Source organism: Phormidium sp. CCY1219, from assembly GCF_055795085.1.
The window spans coordinates 21,662-36,924 of sequence record NZ_JAYFEQ010000802.1 but is presented as its reverse complement, the minus strand read 5'-3'; the positions used below and the strand labels follow the sequence as shown (position 1 = coordinate 36,924).

The 15,263-nt window shown below is 48.0% G+C and carries 5 protein-coding genes; 4 read left to right on the top strand and 1 reads right to left on the bottom strand.

Annotated elements, in window-relative coordinates:
* The first annotated feature begins 228 nt into the window (after positions 1–228).
* From AC0QH1_RS24830 to AC0QH1_RS24815, 4 genes are all read left to right on the top strand, one after another.
* Positions 229–5,973 (top strand): S8 family serine peptidase, encoded by a 5,745-nt coding sequence (locus tag AC0QH1_RS24830; protein WP_324634099.1) that lies wholly within the window; start codon positions 229–231, stop codon positions 5,971–5,973.
* A gap of 154 nt (positions 5,974–6,127) precedes the next feature.
* Complete coding sequence (locus AC0QH1_RS24825; protein ID WP_324634098.1) at positions 6,128–6,802, top strand: Uma2 family endonuclease; 675 nt, start codon at positions 6,128–6,130, stop codon at positions 6,800–6,802.
* A 312-nt stretch (positions 6,803–7,114) separates the two neighbouring features.
* A complete protein-coding gene (locus AC0QH1_RS24820) occupies positions 7,115–11,614 on the top strand; it encodes a two-partner secretion domain-containing protein (RefSeq protein WP_324634097.1) in 4,500 nt (1,499 codons plus the stop codon).
* Positions 11,566–14,382, top strand: coding sequence for a CHAT domain-containing protein (locus AC0QH1_RS24815; RefSeq protein ID WP_324634096.1), 2,817 nt, complete (start codon positions 11,566–11,568; stop codon positions 14,380–14,382). Before AC0QH1_RS24820 ends, AC0QH1_RS24815 begins: the two co-directional genes overlap by 49 nt.
* Positions 14,383–14,492: 110 nt before the next feature.
* On the opposite strand, the gene AC0QH1_RS24810 is transcribed toward AC0QH1_RS24815, so the two are convergent.
* On the bottom strand, positions 14,493–15,257 hold the full coding sequence (locus tag AC0QH1_RS24810) for a DUF928 domain-containing protein (RefSeq protein ID WP_324634094.1): 765 nt from the start codon (positions 15,255–15,257) through the stop codon (positions 14,493–14,495).
* Between the last annotated feature and the right edge of the window lie 6 nt (positions 15,258–15,263).

Sequence of the window (15,263 nt, the reverse complement as noted above, 5' to 3'; positions counted from 1 at the left end):
TGAAATAATGCACAACGGTAACGGCAGAACAGATTGAGAGATCTATTTTATGCTCCAATCGGAAAATAATCGAACAGTCAAACCTATTAGCTCAAATCTCCCAAACACAACTCCGGAATCACAATCGTTGCCCCAACCGCTGAAATGCCCTCGCAGCAGTGGAACAGCCAAGCCAGCAAATCCATTGCGCGATCGAGGAGCCGAGAATAGAACCGCAGGAGTAAAGAAATGTCAATCGACTTGGGTTTACTGACAAATAACTACAACTACAGCGACTCGGTACTCGCTCTCTACCCCGAGGATAATTACCTGTTTCAAGTGGGAGAAGTGGGGAGTTGGAGATTGGGTGTAACTGGATTGGAAAGCGATGTGGAAATGGTGCTTCGCAATGCGGCGGGGACAATTCTGCGGACATCAACACTCACCGATGCAGCGGGTGTCATTACCCTCAACGATTTATTGCCCGGAGACTATTCCCTGGAAATTCTGCGACGCGATGGCGATACGGCTTATACCCTGAACATCGATCCGATTACGGGATCGCCCCTAAAACCCGGTTCTGTGGTAACGAAGGATACAGAAGTAAAAGTCGAGATTGCCTACGCGGATAAGCACGATCGCGAAATTGGCTTGTTTAGTCTGAAGGGGATGGAACAATTCGCCCCGGATTCAGCCGCTTACTCTCAAGAAGTAGCCCGACGAGTATTGAGTAATTCCCATTTGGGACAACAGTTAATTTCTCAGTCAAGTCAACCCTCCTCTGTCAGCGGCAGTTTCCCTTGGGAAAATCAGTTAAATGAAGAGTTAGACGGGGTAAAATATCGCACCAGCCAGACTTTCTCGATGGAAGCCGGGGATAAGTTTGGATTGATGATGGTTCCGAAAGGAACGATTCAGGAGGTATTCGACAATCCGAATAAACTGAATGGCAACAATCGTCCGGTGTTTTCCCTAGATACGAATTCTGGTGGCGGTTTCCATTTTCGGCAACAGGAAACTGAAGAAGGGACGCTTTTCACCCTGGAACGAGAAGGAGGAAAGCAGGATAACGATGGCAATACAAAAGATATCGTTATTTATGTAGAGAAAGATCCAGAAGATGCGATCGCCCCTCAACCCGCAATAGAGGAACCGACACCAGAAACCGAGGAACCCACATCGGAAACCGAGGAACCGACACCAGAAACCGAGGAACCGACACCAGAAACCGAGGAACCCACATCGGAAACCGAGGAACCCACATCGGAAACCGAGGAAAACAATCAGCCGCAACCAACTCCGACGCCAGAAATCCAGGTTCCGGAGAGCGCTACACCGGGAAATAACAATATTCCGCCGAAAAAATTAGAGTTTGGGATTGTTGAAACAGATTCGTTAGGGGCACCGACAGCGATCGCCGGAAGTGTGAGAGATCGCAATGGGTTTGAGGATATTCAGCGCGTGGAATTGTTCTTGCAAACTCCAGGGGAAGGATGGAGGGAAATCGATTCGGTGACGAACTTCGCGGCGAAAGCTTCAGACGATACTGTTGCTAACTTTAGCTATCAGTGGAACGAGGAGTTAGGGGCGGGTGAGTACAAAGTAAGAGCGATCGCCTACGATTTGGCAGGCAAATCCAGTAACGTAGCGATCGAAAAAGTTACCATTGTGGATGCGCCACCACAGACTCCAGAAAAACCCGCACCCCAGGGGTCACCGGAAGATAAACCACCGGTTTCCCCACCGACGGAGAAAAGACCCGAAGTCATTCTGCCCGTAGTGCCACCAATGACACCCAGCTTAGGCGGCGAGTTACCCAACTCGGTTCCGGGAGAGTTGCGCTTTAGTATTTTCCCCCTTTATACGAACGGCGAAACCCTGAGTTTTGAAGGCGGTAAAGTTTTCGATGCCGATGGCATCAGCGATCTCGATCGCATCGAATTTTCCATGCGTAAAATCGGCGGGGCGTGGTTGGATGTCGGGGAAGTGACGGAGTTCACTCCGGGCAGTAGTGGAACGAGTCGGTTTGCCTTTAGTTACGAATTGAGCAGTTTAGAACCGGGTAGCTACGAACTGCGAGCCATTGCTTGGGATAAACAAGGTGCGGAAAGCAATATTGCCACTGAAAACTTTGCCGTCATTACCGATCCTGGTAGAGAAGGATTATCAGAAGAACTGAAATTAGATATTGCTGGTGCCGCCAATTTGAATCGCTACACCGCTGAAGAATTAGCCGACACTCGGGAATGGGTAGTGTGGGTCACGCCGGGGGAATCGGCGGAGGAACTAGCCGCATCAGTGGGTGCGGTGAATTTGGGAGAAACGGGCCAGATTCCCAATACTTATATATGGGAATTTGCCGAAGGGTCAAAACCGAAAACCACTCCGGAATATATCGCCAATCTCCTCGCCGAACTCGACGGAGTGGAATTTGCCTATCCAGAGGTGCCGGTTCCCATGAAATTGATGAGTACCCTATCGGAGGATTGGTTTAAGGATCACTGGAACTTGTGGTCAGATATCAATTCCAGCGCTTCTTCTAGTGTTACTGATGCCTGGGAAATCATCGATCCAGTGACGAATTTACCCATCAGAGGTAGAAATGCAACGATCGGGATTGTGGACGATGGGGTCTATTATGGACATCCCGAATTGCTTCCTCGGTATAACCCCAATATAAGTTGGGATTTTACCGATCTCGATGCCGATCCATCCCCGCGATCGCAACAGCGATTTGAGGGAGATGTTGGCAAACCCGTTATCGATGGCAATCGGGTGTTGTTACCCGTTCCGGTTAATTTAACTGGACTGGTAATGGATACGAATTTTAACTTAGAGTTCAAGGGCAAAAAACCATTATCTCTTGACGAGGCAGAGTTTCGGTTGTACAGTCCCACTCACACCGAAAAAGACCCATTTGACTGGCAATCTTTTGCAGGTTATTGGTGGAGTTTTCCGGGGTGGGAGGACTCTCGCGCAACCCAATTCAAAAAGTTAGGGGTTCAGGAAGGCAGCCAATCGGTAAACTTATCGTTAGATAATTGGTTTGAAGGCACTTATGCTGCGGGATTGTGGTACTTAGAAATTTCCGTGGATGCTTACCACAAAAATCCACCAAAATTCCTCCAACAGATTACCAATCAAATAAAGTCTTGGTCGGTGGAACTGGAAGTTGCAAATCCTCATGGCACTTTAGTGACAGGAGTGGGTAAAGCAGGCGGAAATAGAGTGTTTGGAGTTGCGCCAGAAGCGGAATTTGCCGCGCTTAGGCTGATTGGAAGTATCGACCCCGTGAACTATAGCTATGATTCTCAAGGTTATACGATCGCCGATGCCTTGTTTGATGCAAAACAGTCCGAAGAACGCCTAAATCGCAACCAGGAAATTGATGTGTTTAATAATAGCTGGGGGCCGCAATATATGCGGCAACTTCCCCTGGCGATCGCTGCCTTAGACTCTGGGTTTAAATTCGGTCGAAATGGACTAGGGAATAATTATGTATTCTCCGTGGGAAATGATGGCGCAGAAATTGGTCATGTCAACTACAATAATTTAGCCAATTCTCGCGCCGTAATTCCTGTCGGTGCCATTTCTCGCGAAGGCATTCTTTCGGAATATAGCACCCAAGCACCATTTGTGGTAGCATACTCTGATAGTGGAACTGGGGATGGAGAGGGAATTACCACCACTGCGATCGCACTCAATCAGCGCAGGGTGACTGACTTTGGCGGCACATCGGCGGCGGCACCGTTTGTTTCCGGTGTGATTGCCTTAATGTTAGAAGCCAATCCCAATTTAACCTCACGAGACGTGCAGCATATCCTCGCCAAAACCGCCTATAAAACCGATAACACTCATCCCGATTGGCAGCAGAATGGCGGAGGATATCACATCAATGAGCACTATGGATTTGGTGCAGTAGATCCGGTAGCGGCGGTGACGGCGGCGAAAGATTGGACCACAGTGGGAGAAGAAATCAAAGTCAGCGGCAAGAATAAACTGAAAAATGTCCTCAGTGAAATCCGAGATAACGAAGCACTGGCGGATTCCATCTCCATCGCCAAAGATATCACCGTGGAACATGCAGAGGTTTTGGTTGATATCGACCATGCAGACTGGAAAGACTTAACCATCGTTCTCAAGTCCCCCGATGGCACCGAATCCCGCTTGATGAACTCGATTCCCGACGATCCTTATGGGATTGGCAAAACCTACGAAGTTCACCCCGGATCGAATCACTGGACATTTACCTCAATTCATCATTGGGGTGAATCTTCTCTGGGAGAATGGACGTTAGAGGTGTACGACGAAAAAGGCAATCAAATCGAAGGGGAATGGTTGTCATGGCAACTGAATTTGTACGGTACTCCTCCCACCGTTACCATTGCTGCGACGCAACCCAATGCGTCAGAAGATGGCACTCCAGGTCAATTTACCGTAACGCGCACCGGGAATACCAAAAATCCGCTGACGGTGAATTATGCGATCGCTGGTAGTGCTACCAATGGAGAAGACTATCAACCGCTAACAGGTACAGTCACGATTGGCGCAGGACAAAACTCGGCACCGATTAATATTAATCCGATTTACGATACCCTCTTCGACGAAGAAGATGAAACAGTAGAACTGACGCTTACCGCAGACGATGCTTATACGATCGGAACCGATGAGAGTGGAACGGTGGAAATTGCCAACTATGCCATCCCCACAACCCACTGGAATGCCCGGTTTATTAATCGCACTCCTGAAAATGTCAGCGATCGCAGTACCTACGATTTCACCAATCCCGCAGCCATTCTCGATCTAGGAAATCAATCTCAAAATGGCAAGCTAAGTTTGTTCAAAGATTGGGATACTGGTAGTCCCGATAGTGCTGTGCAAAATGATGATTTTGCAATGGAAGCTTGGACGCGCACTACGTTTGAAGCCGGCCAATTGTATAAAATTACCACGCAATCTGATGATGGCGTCTGGTTCCGGGTTAAGAACGTTGAAACAGGGGAATGGATTGATGATAGTGTCGTCTTAGGAGGAGATGGTGCCGATTGGCGTCCTCGCGAGACAACTATGCCTTCTCGAACCATTTTCTTTAAAGTACCGGAAACTGGCGAGTATGATTTCTATGTGGATTATTACGAGCTAGGGATTGATAGTGTGGTTGACTTTACAGTAGAAGAAGCTCAATTTTTCCAAGATGCAGTGAACCCATCCCCAGAATGGCACTCCACATTCTACTGGTGGGATCGCAAACTGGGAAATCAACCGGCGGGAGATTACTTTGCCAATGGTGGAGATCCGACCAATGCGATCGGTGTGGTTAATTTAGGATCGGATACTCGCACTGATGGTAAAAAAGGGATTAGCTTTAATTGGGGAGAATCTGCGGCGTTAAATGATGTGCGCTTGCCCGATAATAACTTTGCCATTCGCGCCTATACGGAAGAAAATCTAGAAGCGGGTCGCCACTATCGCGCATTTGTACGCGGGGATGATGGATTCCAGCTACTCGCGAAAAATAAGACCACGAATGAATGGGTTTACATGACGCCACAAAATCAATGGCAACAACAATATGGCGGGGCTAAAGTCGTTGATTTTACCGTTCCTGAAGATGGAGTTTATGAAGTCTATGCGGACTTTTATGAAGAACGGGGTGGTGCAGAGTTCGATCTATCATGGGAAACAGTTAACTTTACCGGAAGTACCCTATCAACCATTGGGGCGAATGTCCGTTCTGGCCCAGGAACCAGTTTTCCAAAAGTTAATGAATATCCCTACGGAACGAACTTAACCTTTGACAAATGGACGGAAGGTGACTTTGTGGATTATTCCGCAGAGTTAGGACAGTCTAGCTCCTTGTGGTATCGGATAGCGGGAACGAATGACTGGATTTCTGCTGCGATTATTGATGGAGAACCGACAGTATTGAATTCCGGTTCCGGTTCGGGAGGAAGTGCTGGATTCGTAGAGGTTACTGTAGAAGCTTTACCTTAAAATCAAAGGGGGGTAAAACGAGCGATCGCTTTTTCGGGAGTTACACATAAACTCTAAATGTAGGGTGGGCAGGTTACTGCCCACCCTACCATACTTGAAGGCCGCCTATGATACACTAAAATCGGAATGGAAAGCGCTGGAGGCATAACGCGGTATGAGCCAAAAACTTGAAGCTTCCCCAAAGTCAGAGATTATCTATCCCGAAAGTGACGGCAAACCAATGGCAGAAAACACCGAGCAGTTTACTTGGATTGTCGTCATTAAAGAAAATTTAGAAATCCTGTTTGCTGACAATGCCGATGTTTTTGTAGCCGGGGATTTGCTATGGTATCCTGTGGAGGGAAAGAATAAACTTTGTCAAGCTCCCGATGCCTTGGTGGTGTTTGGCCGTCCTAAAGGCAAAAGAGGCTCTTACAAACAATGGGAAGAGGAGGATATCCCCCCGCAAGTGGTGTTTGAAGTCTTATCCCCCGGCAACACTTTGAAGGAAATGGCGAAAAAATTGCAATTTTACGATCGCTATGGGGTAGAAGAGTATTATCTCTACGATCCAGAACGCATCGATTTAAACGGCTGGCAGCGTTCTGACAATAAATTAACGGTTATTGAAGAGATGAATGGGTGGGTGTCACCGCGTCTGGGAATTCGCTTTGAAATGACCGAAAGCGGATTGGAAATTTATCGTCCCGATGGACGACGATTTTTAACTCCCATCGAACTCGATCGCCGAGCGCAAGAGGCAGAACAACAAGCGCAAGCAGCGCAACAGCGCATCCAACAGTTGGAGGCGCGACTGCGGGAATTAGGGATTGACCCGGAACCGGTGTAACTTTGTCAGCGATCGCCAAGAAACTTTTGGAGGAAAATATGTCACAGGCGATCGCTTTTTTGTTGCCAAAATGTCCCGATCCCATTTTTCTTTAACGACGAAACAGTTAAGATCCCCCCTTCGTCCCCCCTTTTTAAGGGGGGAAACACCTAAGCCCCCCTTAAAAAGGGGGGTTGGGGGGATCCGCTCCTGAATCATGGGGAATCGATCTTCTATTGTCTGTTGTACGTTTCAATTAAAATATCCTAAAATTAGAACAGTTTTTTAATTCGATTCGACATGAAACCCAATGCGTTTTCAGGGTGCTGGTTTTTGAGCGGTTTTTCTCTAGCGATTGTAGCGATCGCTACTCCAGCATTTCCTCAAATTGTCCCCGATACCACCCTTCCCGACAATTCCCTCATCAATTCTGACGGGAACCGCTTCGAGATTAACGGGGGAACCATCCGAGGCGGCAATCTCTTCCATAGCTTCCAGGAATTTTCTATCCCCACTAATGGCAGCGCTTTTTTTAACAATTCTCCCGCCATCCAAAATATCTTTTCTCGCATCACCGGAGATTCAATCTCAAATATAGATGGAATTTTGAGTGCCAATGGGTTTGCAAACTTATTTTTAATCAATTCCAATGGGATTATTTTTGGACCCAACGCTCAATTACGAATCGGTGGATCGTTTTTAGCAACTACCGCCAATCGGATTGGGTTTGCCGATGGTAGCTTGTTTAGCACCGACCTTGCCACAACTACACCCATTTTAACCATTAGCATTCCTACAGAATTACAATTTGAGAGCAATACCGGCAGAATCATCAATCAATCCCAAGCAACTCCCGAACAATTTCCCGTCAATAGCATTGGTGCGCCGTTAGGGTTGGCTGTTGCGCCGGGACAAACGTTGGGTTTGGTGGGGGGAGAGGTTAGTTTAAATAATGGGAACCTCGCCGCATTAGAAGGACGAATCGAACTGGGTGGTGTGGTGAATGGCACCGTCAATTTAGCCCCCGCAGAGACAGGATTTTCATTGTCTTATCAGGAAATAGAACAGTTTGGTAACATTCAAGTTATCAATAATTCTGTGGTAGATGCCAGCAGTTTGCCGCCAATGTTTCCCAATGCACGCGGGGGAGGGGGTGCGATTCAAGTGCGCGGCGATCGCCTGATTGTGGAAAATTCAGGAATTACCAGTAGCACCTATGGTTTCGCACCGGGACAAGATGTAACCATTCAAGGAAGAGAAATCGAAGTGAGTGGTTTTTTACCACGACCAATTCCTCCCAATATTCCAGCGGGTGCAGAACCTCCACCTCCACTGGCAGCCGGTTTATTCAATCAAACGGAAGGAGCGGGTGATGCTGGCAATTTAACAATTGAAGCCGATCGCTTAACAGTCCGAAATGGCGCACAAATTTCGACCAGTACCTATGCTGGAGGACGGGGTGGAAATTTAGAGATTAACGCTGGCGAAATAGAATTAAGCGGAGCTTCTCCAGTCGGCCCGAGCAGCTTGTTAAGTATTGTTGCACTCCGGCGGATCGATCCCATTCCAGCAACGGGAACTGCGGGAGATATCACCATTCGCAGCGATCGCTTAACCATTCTGAACGGCGCTGTGATTTCTACCTCCACATCAGCCAGTGGAAATGCCGGAAATTTGACTATTGAAAATACAGGATTGCTGGAAATCAGTGGCGGCATTACCAATCCCCGTGGAGAATTAAATCGGAGCAGAATAGCCGCTTTTGTTGCGCCAAATGCAACCGGAGAAGCAGGTAACATTACCATCAACACGGGAGGGTTAATCGTTAGCGATCGCGCTGAAATCACTGCCTTAACTACTGGAACATCTACCGGCGGCAATATTAACATCAATACCCGCAATTTAACGGTGTTAGAAGGCGGACAAATTTCTGTCCTCACCGTAGGATCCGGACGCGGTGGCATTTTAAATTTAAACGCTTCAGAAACCCTAGAATTACTCGGAACCGATGCAGATGGATTGCCTAGTGGTGCAGTTAGTCAATCTCGACCGGATCCCCGAGTCCCCGTCGCTCAACTGGGAGATGCAGGAGATATAACGGTTTCCGCCGATCGCGTTATCGTCGGTGATGGTGCAGCAATTTCCTCCGATACTTTTGGCAATGGACAAGGCGGTTCTGTGATTATTAATGCCGATTCTGTTGAAGTGACTGGGCGATCGGCAATCCCCCCAACTGAACCCTTACCCTCGCGAGATCCAGACGGTTTATTACCCAGTCGCATCACCGTTATCACCACCGGAACGGGGAATGCGGGAAGCTTGAGCATTACCACCGAACAATTAAATATCGAAGATCGAGCAAAAGTAGCCGTCGATGCCGCATTAGGCGGAGGTGCAGCAGGCAATCTTCAAATTATCAGTCCTGAATTCCGTCTCGAGACCGGAAGACTCACCGCAGAAACTGCCTCCGGTGAAGGAGGAAATGTTATCGTAGAATCCGATAATATGTTCCTGCGTCGCCAAAGCGAAATTTCCACTACTGCTGGAACCGCAAATTTACCTGGAAATGGCGGTAATATTAACATCAATACCGAGATTATTGCTGCTTTAGAAAATAGCGATATTTCTGCCAATGCCTTTGATGGCAGCGGTGGCGTTATTAATATTACTGCTGAAGGAATCTTTGGATTAGAACCGCGATCGCGAGAGGAATTGGAAAACGTTTTAGATGCTGACTTGAGTCAATTCGACCCCACTATAGACCTCCCCGATACCAGCGATATTACCGCCATTTCGCGCACCGATCCCACCTTAAGCGGACAAATTGCCCTCAACACTCCCGACATCGACCCCAGTCGCGGCGTTGTCGAATTAGAAGACGAAATCGTAGATGTAGCATCCCTCGTCGATCGCGATCCCTGTCGCATCGTCCAAAACAGCGAATTTGTCCAAACCGGCAAAGGGGGCATCCCCGCCAGTCCCACCGATCCCCTCACCCCTCGGGAGGGATGGGAAGATTGGCGCGTCTTGCAACTGGAGGAAACACCCGCCACCGAAGAACCCCTCCCCAACACTCCCTCACCGGTACCACCTCGCCGCATCCTCAAAATCGAAGCAACCGGCATGAGAATCAACGATCGCGGCGAACTCGAACTGATTGCACCCGACGCCGCCACTCCCCTCACCAATCAATCCTCACTCTCCCCCGGTTGTCTCTCGGCACAACAACCGAAAACCCTTGTCACCACTCCCGTGGCTTCCGTCCCCGAAACCCTTACCGTAGCGCGATTTGAACTGCGCGACAGCAGCGCCCTTTCTCCCGAACAACTCGCCGCCATCACCGAACCTTACACCAACCGCAATCTCACGTTTACCGAACTTCAGGAAGCAGCAGAAGCGATCGCCACCTTTTACGAACAACAAGGATATATCGGTTCAGGGGCCTTTCTCCCGCCGCAAATCGTGCGCGATCGCGTCGTCACCATCCAAGCGATCGAAAACCGTCTCGAAGATATCCGCGTCATCGGCAACTCCCGCCTCACCAACCAATATGCCACCTACGTGCGAAACCGTCTGGGATTAAACCCCGGCGATATCGTCAATACCGACACCCTCCTAGAATCCCTCTACCTCCTGCAATTCGACCCCCGCCTGGAAACCATCTCCGCCGAACTTGCTGCAGGCATCGAACCCGATACCAGTTTCCTCGCCGTCAGCGTCGAAAAAGCGCGATTTTTTAGCCCTCAATTGGCAATTGATAACGGGCGATCGCCCTCGGTTGGCAGTTTGCGTCGTCAAGCGCAACTCACACAATACAATTTGTTAGGACTCGGTGACATTGCCACCTTCAACTATGCCAATACCGATGGCAGTAACAACTTAGATTTCGGGTATGCCCTCCCCCTCACCCCTAACAATGGCACCCTCACTTTCCGCTACAGCACAGGCGACAGCAAAATCGTCGAACCCCCTTTCGATGAAGTGGATATCGAAGCGAATTCTCGCACCTACGAACTCAGCTATCGTCAACCCATTATTCAACGGATTATTCCCAAATCTCCCAACCAATCCCTGCAAGATGCCAGCAACTTAATTCGAACCGAATTGGCATTAGGAATCACCGCCTCGCGTCGGGAAAGCGAAACCTCTTTATTAGGCGTAGATTTCCCCCTTTCCCCCGGCGCAAACAACAACGGTGAAACCCGCGTTTCTGCCATTCGATTCTTTCAAGATGCCTTATGGCAAGACAGTCAACAAATCTTTGCCGCCCGGTCCGAATTCAGTTTGGGTGTCGGATGGTTTGATGCCACCGTAAATGACAACGAACCCGATAGCCGATTTTTGGCGTGGCGGGGACAGGGACAGTGGGTGCGTCGGTTAGACGGTTTAGGCGTAACAGGGGGCACAGATCCGTTACTCATCCTGCGCGGAGATATCCAGTTAGCGACGAATTCCCTACTGCCATTAGAACAGTTTAGCGTCGGTGGATTCAATAGCGTGCGGGGCTATCGCCAAGATGCATTACTGGTGGATAATGGGGCCTTTGCTTCGGTAGAGTTACAATATCCGATTGTCCAGTTTCCCCAGTTGCAAGGCAGTTTGCAGGTGATTCCCTTTGTGGATTTGGGGGTGGGGTGGAACTGGGATGAAGGCGATCGCGCCAACCCGGATAAAAATACGTTACTTTCCACCGGATTGGGTTTACAATTGCAACTGGGGAATGACTTCTCTGCTCGGTTAGACTGGGGTCTACCTTTAGTTGAGATTGATTCGAGGGACAGAACGTGGCAAGAAAATGGGGTGTATTTTTCCGTCAGGTGGAATCCGTTCTGAAACGGGGGTTGAGATTCTTCCTGTTAGGGATGTTGGGGGTAATATTCGCCCTCGGCATCCCCGGATTGCAGATAGGGCACTCATGGGAAGTGTCCCAGCTTATCTCGCAATCCGCTACGCCCCAACAACTGATGGAAAGGGGGAGGGAACTCTATCGTCGCAATCTCTATTCTGAAGCAGCAGAAACACTCCAACAAGCGGCGGATTTTTATGCGGCACACGGCAACCGCTTAAATCAGTCTTTGGCATTGAGTTATTTGTCCTTAACTTATCAAAAATTGAAACAATGGGACAATGCCGAAAAAGCCAGCTCGGCCAGTCTGCAATTAGCACGGATGGGAAAAACAAGAGGCGATCGCATTGCTCGTGCAGTGGCATTGAATACTCGAGGTCATTTATTATTGGCTTTGGGAAACGCAGAAACCGCGTTTGACAGTTGGGAAAATGCCGCAGCAGAATACCAGCACCTTAATGATGAAGAAGGACAACTCGGGGCACTGGTGAATCAAGCTCAGGCATTGGAACAAATGGGCTATTATCGGCGCTCCTGTAATCTGTTATTGGAAGTGGTTGGCGCAGAAGAGAATTTGTCTTGTGATGCAATAGAAACCGAGTCAGAGATTGAATTGGTGCAACGGCATTTCGCGGGAGAATATAATCCGGAACTCAAAGCGATCGCATTGCGGAGTTTGGGAAATGTTTTGCGAGCGATCGGGCAGCTTGATGCATCGGAGCAAATTTTACAGAATACTTGGGTTTTAATCAGTCAAATCGATTCGCCGAGAGAAAAAAGCTTGACCTTATTTTTCCTAGCTAATACTCAACAATCTTTAGCCAAACAAAAAGAAGACTATGGAGAGATACAAGAGGCTGAGGAGTATCGAAAAGCCGCAATAAATTATTACCACCAGGCGCTGGCGATCGCGCCTTCACCTACCATCAAACTTCTAGCGCAATTAAATCTCTTCAGTTTGCTGCGTCAATCGGAAACTCAAGGCACAGAATTACAATCCTTATTGGCGGCGATTCAATCTCAGATGAGCGAGATGAAACTGAGTAAACCACTGGTAGAAGCGCGAATTAAGTTAGCCTGTAGTTTGATGCAGTGCGAAAAATTAGGGCAGGGAGAGACAGCAGAATTGGCGCTTGTCTCGAGGGAAGAAATTGATGGATTATTGCAGCAGGCGGTAACAGAAGCGGAGACATTACGGGATGCGCGACTAAAATCGTATGCGATCGGGACTCAAGGGAAACGCTATGAATCTTTCTTGCCACCACAAGCGCAAAAGCAGGGAGATAACCCAAACAGACAGAAAGCGAAAACGTTAACTCAGGAAGCGTTAGAGTTAGCGGTACAAAGTAATGCGCCAGAGTTGAGATATCAGTGGCAGTGGCAGATGGGACGGTTGTTAGCGGGTGAAGGGAATGTAGAAGATGCGATCGGTAACTATACCGCTGCCGTTGAAATCCTAGATTCGCTGCGAAATGATTTATTGGCCGTTAATGCCGATGTGCAGTTTTCGTTGAGAGATAATGTTGAACCCATGTATCGGCAATTTGTCGATCTGCTGTTACAAACCGCTGACCAAAATCGCGATCGCCTGCAAAATGCAATTCAGTTTATTGATGCGCTGCAACTCGCTGAACTCGAAAACTTCCTGCAATGCAATCTAGCCGTTTCTAACGCCGGGCGATCGCTGGATTCATCGGCTCGAATTGAGCGATCGCTCAATGAGATTACCCGAGATGCTGCCCTCATTTATCCGATTCTCTTGCCAAATCGGATAGAAGTTTTGTTTAAATTACCCCAACAATCATTAGAACGTCGGATGATTCCCATTCCTCGGGCAGAAGTGCAAGAGAATGTCGCAACACTCCGACGTAAACTAGCCAACCCTTCATCATTGGAAGATCTGTTAGAGAACTCTGATAATCTTTATCGCTGGTTAATCCAACCCCTAGAACCCGCCTTAGAAACTAGCGCTGAACTCAAAACCCTAGTTTTTGTCTTGGATGGGGAGTTAAAAAATATTCCCATCGCAGCATTATACGATCGCCAAACCGAAAAATATTTAGTGGAAAAGGATTATGCGATTGCTCTATTGCCAAATTTACAAACTTTCGATTTAGAACAAGAGTCAGCCCAACTCAGCGTATTGGCAACCGGAGTTACTGAAGCTCTAACAGTAGAAGATAAAAACTTTCAACCCCTAGATGTCCGCACTGAACTAGAAAGTATTAGCAATCTAGTTTCGACTCAAATTTTGTTAAACTCAGAGTTTACCCAGCCCCGACTCAAACAAAAGTTAAATATCGGATCGTTTTCTATCGTCCACATGGCAACTCATGGACAATTTAGTTCAAATCCACAGAATACTTATATCTTGGTTTATGGTTCAGCAAACTCCACTGGTCAATTAATCCGACCTAACGAATTTGATAGACTGCTTCGCGATCGCACTCCCTCTAGCACGATTGAATTACTCGTTTTGAGTGCCTGTAAAACCGCCGATGGGGATAACCGCGCTACTTTAGGATTAGCCGGGTTAGCAGTCCGAGCCGGAACTCGCAGTACCCTTGCTACCCTTTGGCGAGTTCAGGATGACTCAACCAATCAACTGATGAAACAGTTTTATTTGGAATTCATCGAAAGGGGAGTCACGAAAGCTGAGGCACTTCATCGCGCTCAAAAAGCTCTTTTAAAAACTCTCAAGTATCAAAACCCCAAATCTTGGGCACCTTACATTTTAGTCGGAAATTGGCGATAAACGTCCAAATCCCCAGGAGGATAGCGCCTCAATTAATAGTGTAGGTTTAATTGATGAATTGCCCCTACACCAGAAAATCTTAGATTGAGAGATTTGCTACCAACAAGGTATTACTCGTCTGCCTCTCCTCCACTCACCACCGGGTTAATCAATGGCTCTTGACTCAAGTGTTCTCTACCTAACGCTTGCAACAAATTCTCCCACGCTTCTTTAAATGTTTGGTTCTGTGGATTAGATGCATAACTTTGGGCGAGAAGGCTAACGGCATCGTACCAAATTCCCTCATTCATATAGGTGATGTATTGGGGAATCGAGGGATTTTCTAGCTCAGCCTCCAGTTGTTCCGTCATCGGTTTGCGATGAATCCAGCCGTTAATTTCCACATCCGGGCCATCAGTACGGCGTTCGGAACAATAGGCGGTAAGATACCACCGATAGGTTTGATTAACCTCTAAGCCATAATCAGCCTGTTCGGGAATCCTCAGTTGGATAATTCCTGGATTTTCACGGGGTTCTATCTCAGTTCTATAAATAGTGCGGCGTTCGGCTCTGTCATAGAGGGAAAATTCAATGGCATCCAGATTTTCGCGGGAATAAGGATTATAAAAGAAAAAAATCGGATATTCCGCTAGGGTAAAATCACTCTCGTTTCCATGATTAATGGCTGTTAGAGGTGTTTCCGTTGGCGGACAAGTTGATTCGGGTCGGGTTCCCGCTGGTTCAGATGTTCCTTTTGGTGTTCCTGGATCTGTTGGTTCTGTCTCTTGGGCTACTTGTTGTCCCCCCATTTCCGTACTCATGGAAGCAGGGAGCCTCAGCATACTGGCAAGAGCAATGACGCTCGCAAATAACAAGTGAATCAGCAGTTTCATCATAGAAAA

Bases quoted from the DNA above. Each gene is read 5' to 3' on its own strand.
- AC0QH1_RS24830 (WP_324634099.1), top strand. From the start codon at position 229: ATGTCAATCGACTTGGGTTTACTGACAAATAACTACAACTACAGCGAC.
- AC0QH1_RS24825 (WP_324634098.1), top strand. From the start codon at position 6,128: ATGAGCCAAAAACTTGAAGCTTCCCCAAAGTCAGAGATTATCTATCCC.
- AC0QH1_RS24810 (WP_324634094.1), bottom strand. From the start codon at position 15,257: ATGATGAAACTGCTGATTCACTTGTTATTTGCGAGCGTCATTGCTCTT.